The organism is Bacillus sp. WC2507 (genome assembly GCF_052656125.1).
The window spans coordinates 324,459-348,894 of the sequence record NZ_JBQXPN010000001.1 but is presented as its reverse complement, the minus strand read 5'-3'; the positions used below and the strand labels follow the sequence as shown (position 1 = coordinate 348,894).

19 protein-coding genes are annotated in these 24,436 nt (G+C 34.8%); 7 read left to right on the top strand and 12 right to left on the bottom strand.

Annotated features, from left to right (window positions below; genetic code table 11):
* The first annotated feature begins 118 nt into the window (after positions 1-118).
* Together ACUN28_RS01935 and ACUN28_RS01930 are read left to right on the top strand one after the other, a co-directional pair.
* A complete protein-coding gene (locus ACUN28_RS01935) occupies positions 119-1,672 on the top strand; it encodes an ABC-F family ATP-binding cassette domain-containing protein (RefSeq protein WP_016085382.1) in 1,554 nt (517 codons plus the stop codon).
* A gap of 91 nt (positions 1,673-1,763) precedes the next feature.
* Positions 1,764-3,215: an ArnT family glycosyltransferase gene (locus tag ACUN28_RS01930; RefSeq protein ID WP_016085381.1), complete on the top strand. Its 1,452-nt coding sequence runs from the start codon at positions 1,764-1,766 to the stop codon at positions 3,213-3,215.
* 44 nt (positions 3,216-3,259) lie between these two features.
* Here ACUN28_RS01930 and ACUN28_RS01925 read toward each other — a convergent pair whose 3' ends face one another.
* Positions 3,260-4,699, bottom strand: coding sequence for a glycosyltransferase family 39 protein (locus ACUN28_RS01925; RefSeq protein ID WP_016085380.1), 1,440 nt, complete (start codon positions 4,697-4,699; stop codon positions 3,260-3,262).
* Between the two features lie 302 nt (positions 4,700-5,001).
* On the opposite strand from ACUN28_RS01925, the gene ACUN28_RS01920 reads away from it, so the two are divergent.
* Both ACUN28_RS01920 and ACUN28_RS01915 read left to right on the top strand, forming a co-directional pair.
* On the top strand, positions 5,002-5,385 hold the full coding sequence (locus ACUN28_RS01920) for a GtrA family protein (protein WP_016085379.1): 384 nt from the start codon (positions 5,002-5,004) through the stop codon (positions 5,383-5,385).
* A 36-nt stretch (positions 5,386-5,421) separates the two neighbouring features.
* Complete coding sequence (locus ACUN28_RS01915) at positions 5,422-6,393, top strand: glycosyltransferase family 2 protein (RefSeq protein WP_016085378.1); 972 nt, start codon at positions 5,422-5,424, stop codon at positions 6,391-6,393.
* Between the two features lie 30 nt (positions 6,394-6,423).
* Here the strand turns inward: ACUN28_RS01915 and ACUN28_RS01910 are convergent, their stop codons facing one another.
* A complete protein-coding gene (locus ACUN28_RS01910) occupies positions 6,424-7,296 on the bottom strand; it encodes a TetR/AcrR family transcriptional regulator (RefSeq protein WP_016085377.1) in 873 nt (290 codons plus the stop codon).
* A 299-nt stretch (positions 7,297-7,595) separates the two neighbouring features.
* Here ACUN28_RS01910 and ACUN28_RS01905 point away from each other — a divergent pair, with 299 nt between their 5' ends.
* On the top strand, positions 7,596-10,712 hold the full coding sequence (locus tag ACUN28_RS01905) for an efflux RND transporter permease subunit (protein ID WP_016085376.1): 3,117 nt from the start codon (positions 7,596-7,598) through the stop codon (positions 10,710-10,712).
* Positions 10,713-10,740: 28 nt separating this feature from the next.
* Here the strand turns inward: ACUN28_RS01905 and msrB are convergent, their stop codons facing one another.
* The 6 genes from msrB to lytS form a co-directional block, all read right to left on the bottom strand.
* Positions 10,741-11,706 carry a peptide-methionine (R)-S-oxide reductase MsrB gene (gene msrB / locus ACUN28_RS01900; protein WP_016085375.1) on the bottom strand — a complete coding sequence of 322 codons (966 nt, stop codon included), beginning with the start codon at positions 11,704-11,706 and terminating at the stop codon, positions 10,741-10,743.
* Between the two features lie 101 nt (positions 11,707-11,807).
* Positions 11,808-12,842, bottom strand: coding sequence for an AI-2E family transporter (locus tag ACUN28_RS01895; protein ID WP_016085374.1), 1,035 nt, complete (start codon positions 12,840-12,842; stop codon positions 11,808-11,810).
* Between the two features lie 325 nt (positions 12,843-13,167).
* The gene (gene lrgB, locus ACUN28_RS01890) at positions 13,168-13,860 is read right to left on the bottom strand and encodes an antiholin-like protein LrgB (RefSeq protein ID WP_000168869.1); all 693 of its coding nucleotides are present in this window, start codon (positions 13,858-13,860) and stop codon (positions 13,168-13,170) included.
* Positions 13,861-13,894: 34 nt separating this feature from the next.
* Positions 13,895-14,326, bottom strand: coding sequence for an antiholin-like murein hydrolase modulator LrgA (lrgA, locus tag ACUN28_RS01885; RefSeq protein ID WP_016085373.1), 432 nt, complete (start codon positions 14,324-14,326; stop codon positions 13,895-13,897).
* A gap of 133 nt (positions 14,327-14,459) precedes the next feature.
* On the bottom strand, positions 14,460-15,200 hold the full coding sequence (locus tag ACUN28_RS01880; protein WP_016085372.1) for a LytR/AlgR family response regulator transcription factor: 741 nt from the start codon (positions 15,198-15,200) through the stop codon (positions 14,460-14,462).
* Entirely contained in the window at positions 15,178-16,947 is a 1,770-nt protein-coding gene (lytS, locus tag ACUN28_RS01875) for a two-component system sensor histidine kinase LytS (RefSeq protein ID WP_016085371.1), read from the bottom strand. The genes ACUN28_RS01880 and lytS overlap by 23 nt, the downstream gene beginning before the upstream one ends.
* A gap of 329 nt (positions 16,948-17,276) precedes the next feature.
* Between lytS and ACUN28_RS01870 the strand changes: the two genes are divergently transcribed.
* A complete protein-coding gene (locus ACUN28_RS01870; protein WP_016136949.1) occupies positions 17,277-18,575 on the top strand; it encodes an MFS transporter in 1,299 nt (432 codons plus the stop codon).
* 160 nt (positions 18,576-18,735) lie between these two features.
* Here ACUN28_RS01870 and ACUN28_RS01865 read toward each other — a convergent pair whose 3' ends face one another.
* Positions 18,736-20,304 carry a BCCT family transporter gene (locus tag ACUN28_RS01865; RefSeq protein WP_016085369.1) on the bottom strand — a complete coding sequence of 523 codons (1,569 nt, stop codon included), beginning with the start codon at positions 20,302-20,304 and terminating at the stop codon, positions 18,736-18,738.
* A gap of 363 nt (positions 20,305-20,667) precedes the next feature.
* A complete protein-coding gene (locus tag ACUN28_RS01860) occupies positions 20,668-21,738 on the bottom strand; it encodes a nitric oxide synthase oxygenase (RefSeq protein ID WP_016085368.1) in 1,071 nt (356 codons plus the stop codon).
* A 216-nt stretch (positions 21,739-21,954) separates the two neighbouring features.
* On the opposite strand from ACUN28_RS01860, the gene sodA reads away from it, so the two are divergent.
* Entirely contained in the window at positions 21,955-22,581 is a 627-nt protein-coding gene (sodA, locus tag ACUN28_RS01855; protein WP_016085367.1) for a superoxide dismutase [Mn], read from the top strand.
* Between the two features lie 88 nt (positions 22,582-22,669).
* Here the strand turns inward: sodA and ACUN28_RS01850 are convergent, their stop codons facing one another.
* Positions 22,670-23,551, bottom strand: coding sequence for an NAD-dependent epimerase/dehydratase family protein (locus ACUN28_RS01850; RefSeq protein ID WP_080118138.1), 882 nt, complete (start codon positions 23,549-23,551; stop codon positions 22,670-22,672).
* A gap of 105 nt (positions 23,552-23,656) precedes the next feature.
* Positions 23,657-24,247 (bottom strand): AmiS/UreI family transporter, encoded by a 591-nt coding sequence (locus ACUN28_RS01845; RefSeq protein WP_016085365.1) that lies wholly within the window; start codon positions 24,245-24,247, stop codon positions 23,657-23,659.
* Between the last annotated feature and the right edge of the window lie 189 nt (positions 24,248-24,436).

Here is a 24,436-nt window from a genome sequence, read left to right as displayed (position 1 = left end):
TTATAATCGCATCCCCCCTGCTGATCAATTACATTATATATTTTTGAAATGATAGCATTATATCCAAGAATTTAGTATCATGATTCAAGACACTATTTAGAAACGAACGGAGGATATTATGAGCTTATTAACTGTTGAAAAATTAGGCCATACATTTGGTGATCGTACATTATTTAGAGATGTATCCATGCGCTTACTCGCAGGAGAACATGTTGGATTAGTTGGAGCAAACGGTGTTGGTAAATCAACATTTATGAATATAATTACTGGTCAGCTTATCCATGACGAAGGCCGTGTAGAATGGACACCTGGTACAAATTATGGTTACTTAGACCAACATACCATTTTAACACCTGGTCGCACGATTCGTGACGTATTAGCAGATGCGTTTTTACCTTTATTTGAAAAAGAAAAAGCTTTAAATGAAGTTGCAGAAAAAATGGGAACCGCTACACCGGAAGAATTAGAGGAACTTCTTGAACAAATGGCAGAAATTCAAGATGCCCTTGAAGCAGGTGGGTTCTATTTATTAGATATTAAAATTGAAGAAGCAGCACGCGGCCTTGGAATTGATGCAATTGGTCTAGATCGTGATGTTGCGGCATTAAGTGGTGGACAACGTACAAAAGTATTACTTGCAAAGTTACTACTTGAGCAACCAGAAGTATTACTATTAGATGAGCCTACCAACTATTTAGACGTTGAACATATTCATTGGTTAACAAATTATTTAAAAGAATATCCACATGCATTCCTATTAATTTCCCATGATACGGAATTTATGAATAAATGTGTCGATGTTATTTTCCATCTAGAATTCACAAAAATGACGCGTTATACAGCAACATATGAGAAATTCCTAGAGCTGGCAGAAATCAATAAAAACCAACATATTAACGCTTATGAAAAGCAACGTGAGTTTATTAAAAAGCAAGAAGATTTTATTGCAAAAAATAAAGCCCGTTACTCAACGACAGGCCGTGCAAAGAGCCGTCAAAAACAACTTGATCGCATGGAGCGTATCGATCGTCCTGAAACAGCTATTAAGCCTGAGTTCTCCTTTAAAGAAAGCCGTGCAAGTAGTCGCTTTGTCTTCGAAGGGGAAAATGTAGAGATCGGATATACACATCCGTTATTACCGAAATTAACAATGACAATTGAACGTGGTGAAAAAATTGCAATTGTTGGATGTAATGGTGTCGGTAAATCAACGCTATTAAAAACGATTTTAGGTAAAATTAAACCATTAAGCGGAAAAACAAGTCTTGGTGACTTCTTAAACCCATCATACTTCGAGCAAGAAGTAAAAGCTGATAATATAACACCAATTGATGATGTTTGGAATACATTCCCTAGCTTAGACCAACATCAAGTACGTGCAATGTTAGCAAAATGCGGTTTAAAAAACGAACATATCTCTCGTCCACTGAATCAATTAAGCGGTGGCGAACAAGCAAAAGTTCGTTTATGTAAACTAATGGGTGAAGAAAGTAACTGGCTACTCTTTGATGAGCCAACAAACCACCTTGATGTTACAGCAAAAGAAGAGTTGAAGAAAGCGATGAAAGCATACAAAGGGACAATTCTTCTTGTATGCCACGAACCAGACTTTTATGAAGATTGGATAACAAAAACTTGGGATGTAGAAAAATGGGCCCAAGAAAATTCTTAATCCCCTAACAACATCCCTTTACACTAATATTTAATGTGTAAAGGGATTTCGTTTTAAAATAACCATGCAATTTGATAAGGAGTTTTTAGTGATGCAACGCACAATCCCCCTAAAACTTAATACATTTTTTGTAAAGTGCTTATTAGTACTATGTCTAATTATTTCTGCTGCTATAACGTGGCAATCGATAGTGGTAATCCAAGAAAAAACCGACACACAGTCCTTTATTATAATCCCAATTATTATTATAATAGGTCTTCTATTTTTACTTATTGGGTATATTTTTAATACGTATATGTCTACATTTACATTTACCGTTTCACTTATTATTTTAGCTTTTTCTGTTCGATTAATTTGGGTTCTCAACGTTCCTACTCCTATCGAATCAGATTTTTCAGTGATGTACAATAGTGCTATTCAAGCCACTAAAGGCGATTTTAGTTTTGCACAAGATGACTATTATACTTCATGGGTTTATCAACTTGGATTTACAATGTACCAAGCACTCATTATTAAGTTATTCGGTGAAGGCCCTTTCCTTCTAAAACTTTTAAATATAATGTATTGCACAGGAACAACATGGCTAATTTACAAAATAACTTCATATGTTTTTAATGAGTGGTCTGGAAGAATGGCTGGATTGCTATATGCATTATATATCCCAAGCATTGTATTAAGCTCATTACTAACGAATCAACACATTGCCACATTTCTATTTTATCTTGGGTTTTATTTATTAATTACAAAAGGCCTAACCCATAAATATATGTGGATTTTTATAGGGATCTGCCTAGCTTTAGGAGATATTATGCGTCCACTTGGCGCTTTAGTTTTGATTGCAGTAGCCCTTTATGTCTTTTTACAAGGTATATTAGGAAAATCAAAACAGGATATTTTAACTTCTATAAAAAAATTGTCTGGGATTTTCATCATTTTTTACCTTGTTCATTACATTATAAGTTCTTCATTTATATCTGCCGGAATTACCCAATATCCGCTATCTAACAGGGATCCTCTCTGGAAATTCACAGTAGGACTTAATCACGAAACAAGAGGTGGATATTCTTCAGCAGATGTAGACTATGTTATGTCCTTTAAACTTGGAAAAGAACGAGAAGCCGTTGAGAAGAAATTAATTCAAGAACGACTAGCTGATCCACAAAAGGTTTTATCTTTATTTGGTGATAAATTCACAATTATGTGGGCAGATTATGATTCCGCTCCAGTATGGAGTCTGGCAACACTAAGTAACACAGAGAATGATATGATTACCTTACAAGAAGACCTTAAGATATACGATAAATATATATATATTACAACCATGTTATTTGGTACGTTAGCAACTTTTTATCTCTTATTAACTAAGCAAAATAACACACATTACACACTATTTTTATTATTAATAATTGGTTATATAACGATTCACTTCTTAATTGAATATCAAACAAGATATCGATACTTTATCATCCCTAGCTTTACAATCATTCAAAGTGCTGGACTATATGTAGTTTATCGTCTCGTGTCTAAAAGAAAGGCCAAATAAAAAAGGCATGAGCTCAGTGCAATACTGAGCTCATGCCTTTTTATTTATACTCTTTTTTTATTGTAAATGTGACTAATACCAAAAGCAGCTAAAAAGATCATAGGTATTGTAGCCGAATAATGATATCTCGGTGCTACTTCTACTATCATTTGTGCCATTGTTAGCCCAATCACATATAAACAAATAATTAAAAGTGAAGATTTATTTTTATTTTTTATAGCTACTAACGCTCCGAACAGTGAAGTAACTAGTAAAAAGTAATAGAAAACATTAGAAATTATAGTATAGCGTACTTTATGGTCCATAATTGGATCTGCATATTTAACAGCTTGATCATCATTCCCTAAAAAGATAATAAATTTATCATACATTAGTTTCCCGAAATCTATATCATCATTTTTGATTCTCTTTTTCGCTTCTTCAAGCATTTGCTTTTGAACGTCCTGAGCACTCCATCCTGGTTGACCACTATAATGATATAGTAATGCTGAATCTCCTGGATTCCATGTTCCTGAGGCTCCCTTATTAAATCCTACATGAATATTGTATCCCGGCACTGTTGCTATCTCTTCACCTAAACGTAATGTTACATAATGATTTACCGCCGAAGACATCATTAAATATCCAATAATGATAACCCCTACATATGCCACCTTATTAATAAGTAGCTTTTTATTTCCGATATGCTTTGTATCTATGATAAACATCCATATCGCTAAGGCTATAATTGGCACTGCTGCAATTGGTCTTGCCATATTTATTAATACAAGTAATGCAGCTAATAGAATTGAATACATCAGAACCTTTGCAATCGTTATATTTTCAAGTTTATCATAAACAATTATCATAATTGCCCAGGCTAATAATAGTATTGTACAATACAACGGTTCTGAAAGTGCAAACATGTTATACATCGTTTGTGATGGCAAGAGAATCCATAAAACACTTGCTGTTATCGCTGTTCTCACTCCACCAATTCTTCTAGCTATAAAATATATTAATCCCATCGAAATTGTAGTTAAAACAACATTAATAATTGGTGGAATCATAAAGTTTGCCCCAAATATTTTTAGGAAGATACTTAAGAATGAAGCATAACCAAAAATATGTGGAAATAATGCAACATATCTATCATGAATAACAAAGTTGTCACCTAATGCTTTTGCTGTATTAAAAAAGGCTTCATAATCACCAATTGGATCAATCTTATATGTAAGAATCCACGCTGTTTTCACTGCTAGACAAATAATTAACAGTGCAAAAAAGCACATTTTTTCATTTAATCTTTCAAGATATAGCGATCCGCTACTAAGTATAAAGTTTCCAATTGTACATAAAAGTAAGAATCCAACTACTATCATTACATAATTGTATTTTTGAGTATCCGAAAAATAATCAAAAATTAATATCGCAACGAAAAAGCTATAAATGCCGTATATGGCACGTGTAGAAAAGGTTGAAAACAATCCAGAAAAACGTTCCAAAAAACTCACTCCTTAAAATCTTTATACGGGAAAACATTATATTTCCTAAAAAAAATACACTCCCAGCTACTATACATTAATATTACCATGATTTCCATGTTTGCTTTCATATTGCCCATTATACCAATTTAAAGTAACCTTTTTTATTATTGACAGATTTATTCTATATCCTAAAATGATATCCACTCAAAACATATAACATCTTAGCATAAACTATGCTATAATTGATAGTTGTTATGTATGAATAACCTTTCTACATTTCCTATTTTGTTTATATATTTTATAAAGATGAGGATACTATTATGGAGAAACTCTTAAAGTTTGGTTTAGTAGGAATCTTTAATACGCTCATTACAATTATTAGCTTTTGGATATTATTAAAATTCGGGATGAACTACCTTATTGCGAATACAATTGCCTATTTAATTGGTGTTGCCAATAGCTACTATTGGAACAAAAATTGGGTGTTTAAACCTAATAATAAAAGTACGTCAATGTTCTTTAAATTTCTAACTGTAAATTTAATTGTATTGGCTTTTAATACATTATGTTTATTTATATTAGTAGATAAACTTACCTTTAATGCATTAATTGCACAAATCTTCGCAATTGGTGTCGGAATGGTTATAAATTTTGTCCTTAATAAAATTTGGACATTCAACCAAACTGAAAAGACTACTAATTAAACTTGAACAACTTATTAAAACTACGGAGGATACAACATGCAAAAATTAATTTCGGTTGTAGTTCCTATGTACTTCGAGGAAGAAGTAGCACAGGAATGTTATAACCGTTTAAAGTCCGTTATGCTTCAAAATGATATTAATTACGAATTTGTCTTTGTGAACGACGGTAGTACAGACCGTACAATGGAAATCTTATCTGAGATTGCAGCAAATGATTACCGTACAAAAATCGTTAATTTCGCACGTAACTTTGGACACCAAGTAGCAGTTACAGCTGGTATTGCTGCTGCAAAAGGTGACGCTATTGTAATTATAGATGCAGACTTACAAGATCCACCTGAAGTTATTCCTGAACTTATTGCAAAATGGGAAGAAGGATATGAGGTTGTTTATGCAAAACGTAAACAACGTAAAGGTGAAACTTGGTTTAAACTTTTAACAGCTAAATATTTCTATAAATTCTTAAACTACATGTCTGATATCGATATCCCAAAAGATACTGGTGATTTCCGAATCATCGATCGCAAAGTAGCTGATGTTTTCAATCAAATGACTGAGCGAAATCGCTTCATCCGTGGTATGATGTCTTGGGTTGGCTTCCGCCAAACGTATGTTGAATATGAACGTGATGAGCGCTTTGCTGGTGAAACAAAATATCCATTAAAGAAAATGATTAAATTTGCATCAGATGGCATTATTGCATTTTCAACAAAACCGTTACGTATCGTTATGACTTTAGGATTATTATCAGTTCTCGTTTCAATAATTGTCTTACTATATACAATTACTGTAAAAATCATTGGCACTGGTACGCAAACAGGTTGGGCATCTATTATGGTTGCTATTACATTCTTTAGCGGTATTCAGTTACTTGGTCTTGGCATCGTTGGCCAATATATTGCTCGTATTTATGACGAGAGTAAAAACCGTCCAATTTATATCGTAAAAGAGACAATCAATATTGAGCAAGAAGAGACTACACAAACAAAAGAAAAAGTGAATGCATAATAAAAAAGGTAACAATGAAAGCTATCATTGTTACCTTTTTATATTGTAATACCCCATAAGCCTCAAACGAAATTCTTTTAAATTTGGATATATATCTAAATTAGATAGCATCCCTTGAATGACCGGGATCCTTGGATTTTGCAATCTCATTTCTGCCTCCAAAACATCTAATGTAACAAGCAATTCCTCATCTTCTAATTGATCAGCTAATGTACGCTTAAACACAATAATTTCTTTTAAAAAATGTTCCTTAACCTGCTCCTTAATAAGCTCTGATTTGCAAAGAAATTCTCCAAGCTTTTCTTCATGTAACACGGGTTCTTCCGAAGATTTTACCAATCCGTCTACTAAATCGTCCACTCTTTTCAAAATAAAAGCAGAGACATAAGATAAGTCAATTTCTGGAGCTTGTAAAATGATCAATTCTAAATATCCACGGCATATGCCTTCTACCATAATTACTAAATCTAATAAATATGGCATAACCTTATCACCATAAATAGACAGTAAACTATTCCTATAAAATGCGTGAGACTCTAACTTCATCCGCATCATAAACTCTTCCACTTCTTTATTAAAAGGAATAGCATTTTCTCTCGCATGCATAATAATAAATTCCTTATGCTTTTGTATATCGTTAAACTGGCAATACAATTGTTTTGCAAATTTTTCACGTGGTAATAATGATTCTTTATCAATATCCATCATTTTATTTTGAATCTTGTCATAGTAATATCGAAGTGTTGCTAATAAAAGCTCATCTTTCGATTTAAAATATAAATAGAAAGCTCCCTTAGATATGCCACATGCTGTCACAATTTCCTGCACTGATGTCGCATTTACACCCTTAGTCGCAAATAACTTCATAGCCATCTCTATAATTAAGCGCTCTTTTTCTTTCATATCGTCTCTCCTAAATTCAATCTCGCATCTTATTATGAATTTATCCCACTATTCGCTAGGCAGTAAGACTCCCACCTCAAAATTCAGCAAATGCAAGAAAGATAGGTGGGAGATAACTTAACTGCCCGTAAAAGCCCGATTGGTGAAGGCTAATAATCAGTGGGTGATGAACAAAACCCCCACTGATTAAAGTTCCACTTTATTATACCATCCCTTTTCATTGACGACTGACCAATCAGTCAGTTATATTATGTATTAGACTGACCAGTTGGTCAATATGATAAAAAGGGAGCGCAAACATGAACAAAATCATTAATTTCTCATTAAAAAATAAGTTCGCAGTTTGGCTACTAACCATTATTGTTACCATTGCAGGTATTTATTCTGGGCTGAATATGAAGCTGGAAACAATTCCTGATATTACAACACCGGTTGTAACAGTAACTACGGTTTACCCTGGTGCTACACCAGAAGAAGTAGCTGACAAAGTTTCCAAACCGATGGAGGAGCAACTGCAAAATTTAAGTGGTGTAAACGTTGTTAGTTCATCCTCTTTTCAAAACGCATCTTCTATTCAGGTAGAATATGATTTTGATAAAAATATGGAAAAGGCTGAAACAGAAATTAAAGAAGCTCTCGCAAATGTGAAACTGCCTGAAGGCGTAAAGGATCCAAAAGTTTCACGTGTAAACTTCAATGCCTTCCCAGTTATTTCGTTAAGCGTAGCAAGTAAAAATGAATCTTTAGCTGCCTTAACTGAAAATGTAGAAAAAAATGTTGTTCCAGGATTAAAAGGACTTGATGGGGTCGCATCTGTCCAAATTTCAGGTCAACAAGTAGATGAAGTACAACTTGTCTTCAAGAAAGATAAGATGAAAGAATTAGGTTTAAGTGAAGATACTGTAAAAAATGTAATTAAAGGATCGGACGTATCTTTACCACTTGGCTTATATACATTTAAAGACACGGAAAAATCAGTTGTTGTAGATGGAAATATTACAACAATGAAAGCATTAAAAGAACTAAAAATCCCAGCTATTCCTTCATCACCGAGCGGTCAAGGTAGTCAAAATGCTGGAGCTGGTGCACAAACACCACAAATGAATCCAGCTGCTATGAACGGGATTCCGACAGTTACATTAGAAGAAATTGCTGACATTAAAGAAGTCGGAAAAGCAGAATCTATTTCTCGAACAAATGGAAAAGAAGCAATTGGAATTCAAATTGTGAAAGCTGCTGATGCGAATACAGTTGATGTTGTAAATGCAGTGAAGGATAAAGTAAAAGACCTTGAGAAAAAATATAAAGACTTAGAGATCATTTCAACATTCGACCAAGGTGCACCTATTGAGAAATCAGTCGAAACAATGCTGAGCAAAGCAATTTTTGGTGCTATCTTTGCGATTGTTATTATTATGCTGTTCCTACGAAATATCCGAACAACATTAATCTCTGTCGTTTCTATACCTCTTTCTTTATTAATTGCTGTACTAGTCATAAAACAAATGGATATTACGCTTAACATTATGACACTCGGAGCAATGACAGTCGCTATTGGACGCGTCGTCGATGACTCCATTGTTGTTATTGAAAATATTTACCGACGTATGTCGTTATCAGAAGAGAAACTGCGCGGGAAAGATTTAATTCGTGAAGCGACGAAAGAAATGTTTATCCCAATTATGTCTTCTACCATTGTAACAATTGCTGTATTCTTACCTCTTGGACTAGTAAAAGGTATGATTGGTGAAATGTTCTTACCATTCGCCTTAACTATCGTCTTTGCTTTATTAGCATCGTTACTAGTAGCGGTTACAATTGTACCAATGCTAGCTCATTCCTTATTTAAGAGAGAAAGCATGAGGGAAAAAGAAGTACATCATGAAGAAAAACCAAGTAAATTAGCAAACATTTATAAACGCATACTTGCATGGGCTTTAAATCATAAAATCATTACATCCAGTGTCGCTGTCCTTCTATTAGTAGGTAGTCTTGCACTTGTACCAATTATCGGTGTAAGTTTCTTACCATCTGAAGAAGAAAAAATGATTATTACAACGTACAACCCTGAACCAGGTCAAACGTTAGAAGACGTTGAAAAAATTGCAACGAAGGCTGAAAAGCACTTCCAAGATAATAAAAATGTCAAAACAATTCAATTCTCATTAGGTGGCGAAAACCCAATGAGTCCTGGTCAATCAAACCAAGCAATGTTCTTCGTGCAATATGATAACGACACGAAAGACTTCGAAAAAGAGAAAGAACAAGTCGTAAAAGATTTACAAAAGATGTCTGGAAAAGGCGAATGGAAAAACCAAGATTTCGGAGCGAGTGGCGGTAGTAACGAAATTAAACTATACGTTTACGGAGATAGCTCGGAAGACATTAAGCCTGTCGTAAAAGATATTCAAAATATCATGAAGAAAAATAAAGACTTAAAGGATGTAGACTCTAGTATTGCAAAAACGTATGCAGAGTACACTTTAGTTGCAGATCAAGAAAAACTAAGTAAGATGGGTCTAACGGCTGCACAAATTGGAATGGGACTTTCTAATCAACATGATCGCCCTGTTCTAACAACAATTAAAAAAGACGGTAAAGATGTCAATGTATATGTAGAAGCTGAAAAACAAAATTATGAAACAATCGACGACTTAACAAATCGAAAGATTACAACACCACTTGGTAATGAAGTGGCTGTGAAAGATGTGATGACTGTAAAAGAAGGAGAAACTTCGAATACAGTGAAACACCGCGATGGCCGTGTTTATGTGGAAGTAAGTGCAAAACTAACATCTGATGATGTTTCAAAAGCATCTGCTGCAGTCCAAAAAGAAGTAGATAAAATGGATCTTCCTTCTGGCGTGGATGTTTCTATGGGCGGCGTTTCAAAAGATATTGAAGAATCATTCAAGCAACTTGGCTTAGCGATGTTAGCTGCGATTGCCATTGTATACTTCGTTCTTGTCGTTACATTTGGCGGTGCTCTTGCACCATTCGCAATTTTATTCTCGCTACCATTTACAATTATCGGAGCTCTTGTTGCCTTACTAATCTCTGGCGAAACGTTAAGTGTCTCTGCAATGATTGGTGCGCTTATGTTAATCGGTATCGTTGTAACAAACGCAATCGTGCTTATCGACCGCGTTATTCATAAAGAAAATGAAGGTCTATCAACACGTGAAGCTTTATTAGAAGCTGGTGCAACACGCCTGCGTCCTATCTTAATGACCGCAATCGCAACAATCGGGGCCCTTATCCCGCTTGCATTAGGATTTGAAGGTAGCGGCTTAATTTCTAAAGGACTTGGTGTAACAGTAATCGGTGGATTAACAAGTTCAACGTTATTAACACTTCTTATTGTTCCAATCGTTTATGAAGCATTAAGCAAATTTAAAAAGAAAAAAGCAAAATAACAAAAAAATAACCTCGCTAACTGCGAGGTTATTTTTTATTTCCAAACAAGATTAGGAAATCACCATAGCCTTCTTTTTCTAATTCCTCTTTTGGAATAAATCGAAGAGCTGCAGAATTAATACAGTAACGAAGGCCATTTGGTCCTGGACCATCCGGAAATACATGCCCAAGATGTGAATCCCCTTCCTTACTTCTCACTTCTGTACGAGTCATATTATGACTCACATCCATTTTTTCTTTCAAACTTGCTGCCATAACTGGTTTTGTAAAACTAGGCCATCCACATCCACTATCAAATTTATCTATAGAAGTAAACAACGGTTCACCTGAAACGATGTCTACATAAAGACCTTCCTGTTGATGGTTCCAATACTCATTTCGAAATGGTGGTTCTGTGCCATTTTCCTGTGTTACATAAAATTGCATCTCATTTAGTTTTTCTTTTAAATGAGCATTATCTTTCGGCCAATGTTGTTTGATAAAAACATCTCGTCCCGAACCTTTACGATATAACTCATAGCGGAATGTATTTTTCTTATGATATCCTTGATGATATTCTTCAGCTGGATAAAATGTAGCAGCTGGCAATATTTTTGTCGCAATTGGCTTTGAAAAGCGGCCACTCTTTGCAAGCTCTTCTTTTGAAGCCTCTGCCTTCTTATGTTGTTCTTCATTATGATAGAAAATCACCGTTTCGTAAGACTGTCCACGGTCGTGGAATTGTCCTCCTATATCAGTCGGATCAATTTGTCTCCAATATATATTTAATAACTCTTCATACGGCATTTTATTTGCGTCAAATGTAATTTGTACTACCTCATAATGTCCCGTCGTTTCCGAACATACTTCTTTATACGTTGGATTCTCTTTATGACCACCTGTATAGCCAGAAACAACCTTTATAATCCCTTCCATCTCTTCAAATGGCGAAACCATACACCAGAAGCACCCTCCAGCAAATGTAGCTAATTCTACCTTTTCATTTACAGCCATTCTTTCACCCCTATTCTATATTCTCCTTACAGTATGGCATAAGAAACATAATGTTATAAAAGAAAAAGCATCGAACACCGATGCTTTTTCTTTACTTCACTTTATTTTGTTCCAACATCCTTCTCCATTTCATCACTTGTCACATCTAAGACATCTAATAAGAAGATGAAGATTGGAATACCGATAATCAGTCCCCATACACCTAAGAAGTGTTCTGAGAAAATTAATACCATAAACGTATAGAAAATCGGTAAATTTGTTTTTTGCGACATAAACTTTGGATTTAATACGTAACTTTCAAGCGCATGAATCACTGTTACGATAATTAAAATATAAACAACGTACATAATACCGCCGATATTGTAAGCAATCATACAAAGTGGGAATAACGAAATGATCACCCCGGCTACTGGAATTAAACCAAGTAAGAAAATCATTAACGCTAAACCTAGTAATTGTGGGAATCCTAATATCCATAGTGCAATAACGGATAAAACACAGTTAACAACTGCGATTAAAAATTGTGCTTCGATTACTTTTCCGAATGAACGTGCAAATTTCTTACCGAAGTACTCAATTTCAGTATAGAAAATTGCAAGTCGGCTTTCTTTAAATTTTGCAGTAAAAGCAACGATACGAGCTTTTTCCAATAAGAAAAATAAACTTAAAATTAAAGAAAGTAACACTTGAAGGCCAAATTTCCCAACATTCGTAATCGATTTATACAGAATGTCAACGCCTTGTCCTACATACTTCGAAAGTTCCATATGATTGACAGCATTAACTGCATACTTAATTAATTCACTATCTGGTGGGTTTCTTAAAAATACGTTAAATTGATAAATCAATTGTGAAATTTGTATCGTTAATACTGGTAAATATTTAAATAGCGTAATAGCAATTCCACCAATTAACATGACATATAGAAATGCTATGATGAGCTTTCGATTAATGGGCATAAAGTGGTCTAATTTGCGGGAAATAAACTTTTGGAATCGATCCATTAAATACGTGAGAATAAACGTAATTAATATTAAATTCAACATACTTTGTAGCCCGTATAACACGAGAGCAAGTATTACTAATACGAGTAACCTCTGAAATCCTTTGCTTTGAAACAGGTTTTTTATTTGCATAATCGACGAGTACTCTCTCCTGTCCTATAAAGTAAAACGTTAATAAGTAGATTTTTCTCTCTTTTCTACTTTTAATTATTCATTCATATTAAGATTTTTATAAGCTCATTATACGCCTACATTAGCAGGTCTATAGTAGCTTACTTCTTATTTTACAATACAATGACCTAATTCAAAACGTATTCTACACAGTATTAATGAAGATTTAAGGAAACTTACATTTTGTTTAAATAGGTCTTACCACTACTGTAACATAAAAAGCAAGCTATCAGTAGAAATCTGTCCTACAAATAGCTTGCTTTTCTCATTTTTTAAGTAAGTTTTACTATCCAATAAATGGCATAAACATCGGTATGACAACTACGGTTACAACCCCAACTACTGTTACAGCAATACTTGCCATAGCTGCCTCTACCTCACCCATTTCAATTCCTACTGCCACTCCTAATGCGTGACCTGCTGTTCCAAGTGCCAGACCTTTCGCAATCGGATGCTTCACTCTAAATGTTTTTAAGAATAATGCTCCTAATGCGTATACGATAACTGCGTTAAAAATAACTGCAAACGATGTAATTGCTGGAATGCCACCAATACTTTCAGAGATTGGTAACGCAATTGCTGTTGTTGCTGCTTGTGGTAACATTGAATTCATTACTGCTGTATCTAAACCAATTGCTTTTGCAACAATGAACACGACAATTACTGAACAAATAGATCCAACTACGATAGCCGATAAAATTTGCCACCAATATTTTTTCAACTTATCAACTTGTTTATATAATGGAATAGCAAAGGCGATTGTTGCTGGTTCTAAGAAGAAGCTAATCATTTTGCCGCCAGTATTATATTCTTCAAAAGTAAAGTTACCTACTTTTAGAAAGACAATCCCTAATACCATCGCTACGAATAATGGTGTGAATAAGAAAAATCCTTTTGAATGCTTAAATAATAATGTTCCGATTCCGTATGCGATTAATGAAACGACGATTCCGAAGTATGGAGTCATTGTGCTTGCCATGTTCATTACCTCCTAACAATATATACTAAATTGGTTACGCAACTTTTCCGTGCTTGCGTCCTTTATTTACTACTTTCAATTCTTTCGTATCTTTTGTTTCTTTGTCATCTTTTCCTAAAATGAATTGTGCAAATAACCCTGTTACAGCTAGTAAAATAATTGTTGCGACAACAATTACAGTTAAAATTTGTACAAAATATTGTCCCATCACACCAAGAGAATTAATAACTGAAATACCTGATGGAACGAAAAGGAATCCGATAATACCTGTTAAAGCTGTTCCGAGTGATTCAACTTGCTCCAATTTAATAACTTTTAAACATAATAAGCTAAATAAAATGACTAATCCGATTACCGATGAGGGCATCGGAATTGGTAAATGTGTTGCAATAATATTAGAAACTAACATAATAGCTGAAAATATGAATGCTTGTGATAAGAAACTATATACTTTTTTCGTACTCATTTTGGCCACCTCTTTCGATTTGGTACCTTTATTGTATAAGATACAAACAAAACTGTAAGCGTTTACACAACAGAACGTCAAATATACAAAATTAGTTACAAAAATAGGCAGATGAAATACAAAAAGCTACTTCTTAAATACGAAGCAGCTTTTTGAGTTCTTTTGCATATGTACGGCTAACAGGTACTTTTGATCCTTCTTTCATAATTAAATTATAAGTAGAATTGAACCATGGTTGTATTTCTGTAATATGATTAATATTTGCAACAAAACTGCGATGGACACGCATAAAACTTGCTTGCGGCAACTTCTTTTCCAAAATGACAAGTGTATCATGAGTTACATATGTTTCTCTCGTCGTTTTTACTGTCACTTTTCCGTCCACAAGTCCTACGTATATAATGTCTTCAATATTCACAAGTACAATCGATTCTTCAATTGGTAATGCTAATTTATGCATCTCGGTCGTTACATCTACACTCTTTACTTCTTGTTTCGTTTCTAATTTTATTTGTTTTTGCTTTTTATATTTCTTTAATGTCTGTACAATACGTTCTTCATCAAATGGCTTTAAAATGTAGTCTAACGCATCTACTTCAAATGCTTGCAATGCATATTGATCATAGGCAGTAGCAAACACAATTGCAGGTGGATTTTTCATCTTCTTTAATATATTTGCGATTTCAAATCCGTTATCATCCGATAACTGAATGTCTAAAAAAACAATATCTGGTTTGTTTTTCATTAGCTCTTCTAATGCGTCCTCTACGCAATCCGCCTCACCAATTATCTCAACTTCTTTCGTTCTCTCTAATAAATACTTTAGTTCGTCACGTGCTAACATTTCGTCGTCAACTACTAATACCTTTAACAATCCGCTCTTCCTCCCCTACCTTTTTTGGAATAACAAAAGTAATCTCTGTCCCCTCATTTAATTCACTTTCGATATGAAGCATCGTTTCTTTCCCAAATAACCCGATTAGACGTTCATTAATATTATATAAAGCGGTTCCAGTCCCTTTCTTTGACGGAACTACCATCTTTCCTAATTGTTCTAAACGTTCTTCCTCAATTCCTTGTCCATTGTCTTTTACTTCAAAGTGAACCATGCCCTCTTTTTCAAAAACATGCACTTCCACTTCGCATACTGGTTGTTTCTTCGGAAAAGCATGGCGCAATGCATTTTCAACTAATAGCTGAAGTACAAATGGTGGAACTAAAGTCGTCTTTAACTCTTCCTCAATGTACATCTTCACCTCATACTTATTTGGGAAGCGCGCTTGTTCTAATGATAAATATGCATGTACATGGTTTAATTCCTGTTCTAGCGGAATTAATAACTGACGTGCCCCTTGCAAATTACAACGAAAATACACGCTAAGCTGTAATAATAACTTCCTTGCTTTTTCTACATCTGTTCGGCATAAAGCTGATACTGTATTAATCGCATTAAATAAAAAGTGCGGGTTAATTTGTGCTTGTAATGCCTTTATCTCTGCATCTTGTAATAATTTGCTTTGCAACTCAGCTTCACCTAATTCAAGCTGCGTGGAAAATATTTTTGCTAATCCTTCTGCTAGTTCCTCTTCAACACGACTTAACTGGTTAGAGTTCTTGAAATACAGTTTTAATGTCCCTATCGTATTTTCATGTGAAGTTAATGGAATAACAATAGCTGCTTGCAGAGGGCAGCCTTCATGTTGGCAATTAATAATCTCACGTGATTTCGCTTTCATTATTTTCCCTGTATGTAAAACCTCTTTCGATAAACCTGTTATTAAACTGTGTGAAGGAATATGATGATCTGATGCTAATCCAACGTGAGCTAATATTTTCTCTGTATCTGTTAAGGATACCGCATCCGTTCCCGTAAAACGGTGAATAATTTGTGCCACATGTTTACAAGACTCTTCTGTTAATCCTTGGCGAAAATATGGCAATGTCTTATCAGCAATTCGTAATACTTTATGTGTTTGCAGAGCTTTTGCGTTTTCTTCCTGACGCAAAATAGCTTGTATCATAGAAAGTAAAATAAAACTCCCGAAACTATTTACAAGGATCATCGGTATCGCAATTGTTTTCACAATACTCATTCCATCCTCTACAATTAATAGGATCATGATCATTTCTAAAGAAACGATAAACACACTTAAAAACGCTGAAAATTTAGGCGTAATTGTACGATTATATTTTTTAAAAATGTATCCAATATATCCCGTTATAACTCCCGCTAAAATTGACGAGATTGCACAACTTAGCGCTGTCGTTCCACCAAGCATATAACGATGAATACCCGCAATCGATCCTACTCCAATTCCAACGATAGGTCCGCCAAGTAATCCACTAATTCCAACACCCATAATACGTGTATTCGCAATTGTACTCGATGAAGAAACACCTTGTAGCCAATTTTCATTCATAATTGTATTCCCTGCTATTTCAATTCCAGTGTAATTGCTTACAATTGTAAACACTGAAAAAATACCGATAAGCTTAAACTTATCTACATATCCATCTTGTCTATGAAGAAGGCGCCTGAATGTTTTAATATGAGAGAGTAAAAATCCTAAAATAACAATAAGACCGACACGTTCAATCATCATAAGTACTAAATTTAGCATCTTTGATTCATTCCTTTTTTATATTCGTTAGTTTTATTATGGGAAGATAATGAAGTGGGCGTCAAGAAGAATGACATACCTTTTGAAATATTTTACACATAACAATTCCTTCTTTATTTGACAATCTAATAGAAGAGTGCTAAAAATAAAGTAATATAATACAGTCCTTTAACCCAACCCCGTGAGGTTGAGAAGGAAGTCGGAATATACTATACGTATGGCCTTTTTTAGGAATACGTATGCTTTTTTGGCCTTCTCATCATATCAGGTGAGAAGGCCTTTTGTTATTCTTCCATAGCGACTGTAGAAGAAAATAAGGAGGAGTAATGATGAACGTCACTACTGATGTACAATCAACAACAGAGGAGACGAAAGAGAAAAGATATAAAACATTATTTGGTTCTGCGCTAGGATATGCGGCAGAAGGTTTAGATATGTTGCTCTTATCTTTCGTACTTGTCTACATTTTAAAAGAATTTCATTTAAGCCCTGTTGAAGGTGGAAACTTAACATTAGCTACCACAATAGGAATGCTAATCGGATCTTATTTATTTGGATTTATTGCTGATTTATTTGGGCGTATCCGTACGATGGCCTTCACAATCTTACTATTTTCACTAGCAACCGCACTCATTTATTTCGCAACAGATTATTGGCAATTATTAATTCTGCGCTTTTTAGTTGGAATGGGAGTTGGTGGTGAATTTGGAATTGGAATGGCCATCGTAACTGAAACATGGTCTAAAGAAATGCGCGCTAAGGCAACATCAGTTGTTGCACTTGGATGGCAATTTGGCGTACTAGTCGCTTCACTCCTTCCAGCATTTATCGTCCCGCATTTCGGATGGAGAGCTGTTTTCTTATTTGGACTCATTCCAGCTCTACTAGCTGTCTATGTCCGCAAAAGTTTAAGTGAACCGAAAATATGGGAACAAAAACAACGATACAAAAAAGAATTGTTACAAAAAGAAGCTGAAGGTAATTTAACAACTACTGAAGCAGAACAACTCAAGCAAATAAAAAAGTTCCCACTTCGAAAGTTATTTGCAAATAAAAAGGTAACGATAACAACAATTGGTCTTATTATTATGTCATTCATCCAGAACTTCGGCTATTATGGAATTTTCACATGGATGCCAACTATTTTAGCGAATAAATATAACTACACATTAGCAAAAGCGAGCGGTTGGATGTTCATCTCTACAATCGGCATGCTAATTGGAATTGCAACTTTTGGTATTCTAGCCGATAAAATTGGTCGCCGTAAAACTTTTACAATCTATTATGTCGGTGGTACTATATACTGTCTCATTTACTTCTTCTTATTCACAGACTCAACATTATTGTTATGGGGAAGTGCATTGCTTGGATTCTTTGCAAATGGCATGATGGGAGGATTCGGAGCAATTTTAGCTGAAAACTATCCTGCTGAAGCTCGCTCGACAGCAGAAAACTTTATTTTCGGTACAGGACGTGGGTTAGCTGGATTTGGACCTGTTATTATCGGATTACTTGCTGCAGGTGGTAATTTAATGGGCGCACTATCTCTCATCTTCATTATCTATCCAATAGGTTTAGTTACAATGCTATTATGTGTCCCAGAGACGAAAGATAAAGTATTAGAATAGCTTAAAACTATACGAAATGTTTGTTCGAGTACTATCCCCTTCAGGGAAAGTAGTTGGGTAAATAGAAAAGAGGAAGCATCTCAAATAAAATGCTTCCTCTTTTTATATAAAATAATCTGCTTTATTATAAAATAAAACATACAATCATTTTGTTTATTCTTTATTTTGATTTACTAGCTTTTTGAAACAAGAAGGAAGTTTTATCTTCTTCTTTTACAATACCTTGTTTTAATGCTAATTCCCCTGCAACTTTAGGCGCTAACCATAACATTGGGAATAACAGAATGGATACAGGAACAGCCGTCACTACAATGAAGGATTGTAAGGCGTTAATACTTCCCTCACCCATGTATAAAAGAATCGCTGCAACTGCGCCCATAATAAGCGACCAAAAAACTCGCAAACTAATTCTAGGATCTCCATCTCCAGTCACTGCCATTGAAATGGAATAAGCCATTGAATCTCCTGTTGTCACTACAAATAAAATTGTTAATAAAAGAAACGCAGGTCCAATAATATTAGAAAGTGGCAATTGCTGCGTAATTGCAATCATAGCCGCCGGCATACCCGACTCACTTAATGCCACCGAGATAGAACCAGGATTCATTAACTCATAAAACACACCTGATCCCCCTAGTATAGTAAACCAAAATGTTGTAATAATGGGTGCAATAATTCCAATTGCAACGATGATTTCTCGGATTGTTCTTCCTCTTGAAATTCGGCTCACTAAAATTGCCATCATTGGTCCATATCCAATAAACCATCCCCAGAAAAAGATTGTCCACGATCCTAACCAACCTGTATCCCCACGATATGTGCTCATTGGAATAAATTCATTTATATAAAACCCAAACGAAGAAACAAATGAATCGATAATAAATCCACCTGGTCCAAACAGTAATACAAATACCATTAATAGAACTGCTAACCTAACATTTAAATTACTTATAATTTGAATCCCTTTATCAATTCCTGTTACCGCAGATATAGTAGAAACAGCTACTACACAAACAATAATAGCTAATTGAGTAGTAAACACATCAGGAATGTCAAACAATGCTTGTAATCCATAACTTGCTTGTAGTCCTAAAAATCCAATTGGACCAATTGTCCCTGCAGCTACCGCAATAATTGCAAACACATCGATCATTGTTCCAAGCCAACTCTTTCGCAATTTCTCTCCAAAAATAGGATATAAAAGCGTTCGAGGTTTTAGCGGCATGCCTTTATGATAATGTCCGTACATCATAACTACCGCACTAATTGTACCTAAAATCGTCCAAGCCAGGAAACCCCAGTGCATATAACTTTGTGCTAAAGCAGGCATTACCGCTTCTTTCGTTCCAGCAGATATACCTTCATGTATTGGTGGCACCGTCATCAAGTGGTACATCGGCTCTGCCGCTGCCCAAAAAACGCCACCTCCGGCAAGTAATGTAGACATAATAATAGCGAGCCACTTTGTCGTACTAATCTCAGGTTTTTCTAGCCCCCCAAGTTTAACTCTCCCATATTTGGAGAACGCCATACACATAGCCACAACAAATGTACCAATTAATAAAACTTGCCAAAAGGCACCAAAATATTTAATTGAAGCCGCAAAACTGCTATTAATGACTCCCTCTACGTAACTTTTATTTAAAATAACTGCAATTACAAATAATAAAAGTGAGCCACCACTAATAAGAAATACAGGCCAATCCGTTTTCCGACTCTTCATCCTCATTTACACTTCCTCCTTCCTCAGCAATCTAAAAAAACAACTTTATTATGTTGTATCGTTTACACCCAAAACACAATAATTATATAAGTATAATAATTTATCGATTTTCTACACACTTATGTTGTCCCTAAAAATATGCTAAATCCCTTATTTAAAAGAAAATTTCTATTCCTATTACATAAAACAGCAAAACAAAAGACCTTATATTTCTATAAGGTCTTCGAAACAGAAATTTGATTATAACATAAGGAACTCCTTGGTTCAAAAAGACCCTTCCAAAAATAACCGATAGTAAAGGCTTCCATTTGCTACGTAACAGTAATTAAAAAAAATTATATTTTGCAGAAGAAACCCCTATACTAAATATCATTTATGAAAGAAATTCGGCTTCAAAATTTCATTTAGATACGGTTTATGATAAATATGAGTAGTAGCTGGCGACAACGGCGGAATGAGCCACACCCAATTCCCTGTTACAACCCGTCCACACGCAGCTTCTTGCTTCTCAAACTGCTGAAATTGTTGTGCAGCCGTATGGTGATCCACAATACTAACTCCTTGTTTTTTAAAGGAATGTAATACAGCAATATTCAACTCAATTAGTGCCTTGTCTTTCCATAACGTACCGTTCCTCGATGTATCTAACTCCATCATCTCTGCAACTGCCGGAAGTAAATTATAACGATCATGATCCGCTAAGTTACGCGCACCAATTTCCGTTCCCATATACCATCCATTGAACGGAGCAGCTGTATAGGAAATACCACCAATTTCTAAGCGCATATCTGAAATCATTGGAACCCCATACCATTTTACTCCAAGCGACGAAATCGGGTATTCTGGATGTTCAATTGGTACTTCTTTCACTTCTTCTTTCGGAATTTCTTTATATATAGGTGCCTTCCCATCTATGGAAAATACAAGTGGCAATACATCGAAATTCGTACCTTCTCCTTGCCAGCCAAGTTCCTGACAAAAATCCGTAAATGTAGTGGAATGGGAGTCACCGATTACTCCCCTTTCTGTTTTATATCCTGCATATCGAATCAATTGGTGATTATAAATTCGTATATTATTTTCTTCACCTTGATATTGCTTAAAAATTGTAATTGTTGGTTTCACTTTTCCGTCGTTCGTTGCATATTTAATATGATGAATTAATGCATTATATACACCTTCCTCATCATCTACTTCACGTGCATCTAATATGTGCATCTTACTCCAAAATAGTCTTCCGATACACCGATTACTATTGCGCCATGCCATTCGCGATCCATGAACAAGTTCTTCAAATGTATGCTCATACGTCCCCGTCTTCTCTATCTCAACTTGAATTTCTTTCACGCGCTCTTCTATGAATTGTTCTTTATTCAGCTCTTTATAGCAAATCGTAATAAAATGACTCGCTTCCTCGATTAATTGTTTCGTTTTACTCATAAACGATCTCCTTCTATTTCAACAAAACGTTACTACTTTACAGTATAAGCAAAAAGGATAGTAGTCACAAATAAAAGTCGAAGTGTTACTTTTATTGTAATATTTTTCAGAAAATTAAAGACATTGCTATTGACTTACATAAAAAATAAGTGTATTTTTGACTCAGGTAAATTATTTTTACCTAGACCAACTTTTAATACGAAAGGAGGGAATGTTATGTCTTCATTTCAATTGCCAAAACTTTCATATGACTATGATGGGCTAGAACCATATATCGATAGCAACACACTTTCTATTCATCATGGGAAGCACCATGCGACATACGTAAGTAATTTGAATGCCGCTTTAGAAAACTATACGGAATTACATAATAAATCTTTAGAAGAATTACTATGTAATTTAGAAATTTTACCAAAGGAAATTGTTACAGCTGTCAGAAATAACGGTGGTGGACATTATTGTCATAGTCTTTTTTGGGAAGTAATGAGCCCACGAGGTGGCGGCGAGCCTAATGGAGACGTTGCAAAAGTAATTGATTATTACTTCAATACCTTTGACAACTTAAAAGATCAACTATCCAAAGCAGCAATTAGCCGTTTTGGAAGTGGATATGGATGGCTTGTCCTTGATGGTGAAGAACTTACTGTTATGAGTACACCCAATCAAGATACGCCTTTGCAAGAAGGTAAGATTCCATTACTCGTCATCGATGTATGGGAACATGCCTATTATTTAAAGTATCAAAATCGCCGTCCAGAATTTGTTACCAATTGGTGGCATACCGTGAACTGGGACCGGGTAAATGAAAAGTATTTACAAGCAATTCAATCACAAAAACATTAGTCGTACGTATAAGGTAAATTTAGTAATGTAAAATTAGTATTGTCGAAATCCTCCAGAACCCCCCGGATTGCCACCGGGGGATTTATGATTATTTCATTGCATGTATGTAATAACGTAATACTTTTTCTATTTCTATTTTCAACTCTCGGAACGAGAATCCTAATTCATTAGCTTTTCCATTATGTAATGTACAATTAATCACTTCATTATAAGGCGCTACATTATCTCCTACTTCTTGAACGAGTGCTTTTATTCCCGTGTTTTCTTCTATGAAATGAATAACTTCTCGAGTAGAAACTGCCCCGTTGCTACAAGCATTAATTGGCCCTTCTATGTCCTTCATCCCGCACCAAGCTAAAAATTCTCCTGCTTCTTCTTCATGTATAAATGACAACTCTCCATCTAGATGATTCACGGCGACAAATTTTTGCCTCATAATATGTTCAACGTAAAATTGTAACCTTTTCGTATAATCGTTTTCTCCAATAACAACTGGAAAACGCACTGCAACAACTGGGAATGTTGCCTGTTGAAATACAACTGCTTCGGCTAATCGCTTACCTTCACTATAACTGAAGTCAGTTCTATCTCCATACGCGATTTCATACTCGTACGGATTAAAATCCCCTTCTAACAAGCCTAGTGCTGGCTCATAAACAGCCATTGAAGATGTCATAATGTATTTCTTCGTTTTTCCTCGTAACACTTCACATATTATCTTCGCTGCATTCGAGCTATAGCATAAATTATCGTATACGATATCATAACTTTTATCTTCTAGACGCTCTGCTAATTGTTTTTCGTCTTCTCTATCTACAACAAATCTTTTTACTGCACAGCCAAAAGAATCTTCCGTAATTCCTCTCGTCGCAATCGTTACATCGTGTCCATCTTGCAAAAGTGCTTCTACTAAATGTTTACCAAAAAATCTTGTTCCCCCTAGTACCAATACTTTTTTCAACTTCATCATCCCCATTGTGATAAATTGTAAAATACTACCTCTCTATTATAAATGCTAATATATAAAAAGCATGGAATTAGTTTAACGATTCCATGCTTTTCTACAGAAAATATATTAACGTACTCGATATTTATAAATACAATAACAGCAGTATAAAATAGAAATTACGGATACATAAACCCATAGCTCATATACGAATCCCTCTCCCCATACTCCCATAAAATAAAAGAGTGAAGGCAACGTCAATGTTACCCATGATTGTACGAAGGCAATCCTTCCAAGATATTGATTGATATTCTTTTTTTGTGTATTTAATACAAAGAATAAATACCAAAGTAATGCCCACATAAACCACGTTAACGCATTAACAACATCGTGGAATTGAACAAATGAAACAACCATATAAAATAGAGCAATGATTGCTACCCAAATACAAAACCACCCTAGACCGCTACTATCCATTCCTTTTATAAAGGTAACACCTACATATAAATAGGTTAATCCAAATAAGAAAGTAGCTGCATATGAATACACTGTCCAATTGCTTTGGTCAGAAATCATGATTAAATAGAACGGGATAATAATTTGTAGTGCACCCACAAATAAATTAAAAACACCCGCACTTTTCATCTCTGCTTTTCCTAATATAACAAGACTATTTAAAAACAAAGCTGCACCCGAAAGTAATAATCCTACATAACCCATATATTCTCATGTGAAAACCTTACATTTCCACACTGTCCCTCCCCATCTTGTAAAAATTATATTATTCCTTATTCTCCTTCTTACTTCCAACTCCATACAAAGTTCTTTCGAAAATAAGTCAGACTTCCTACCTTTAAAAACGATAAAAAAATCCCTTTGATACATGTCATACAGTAATCATGTCCATCG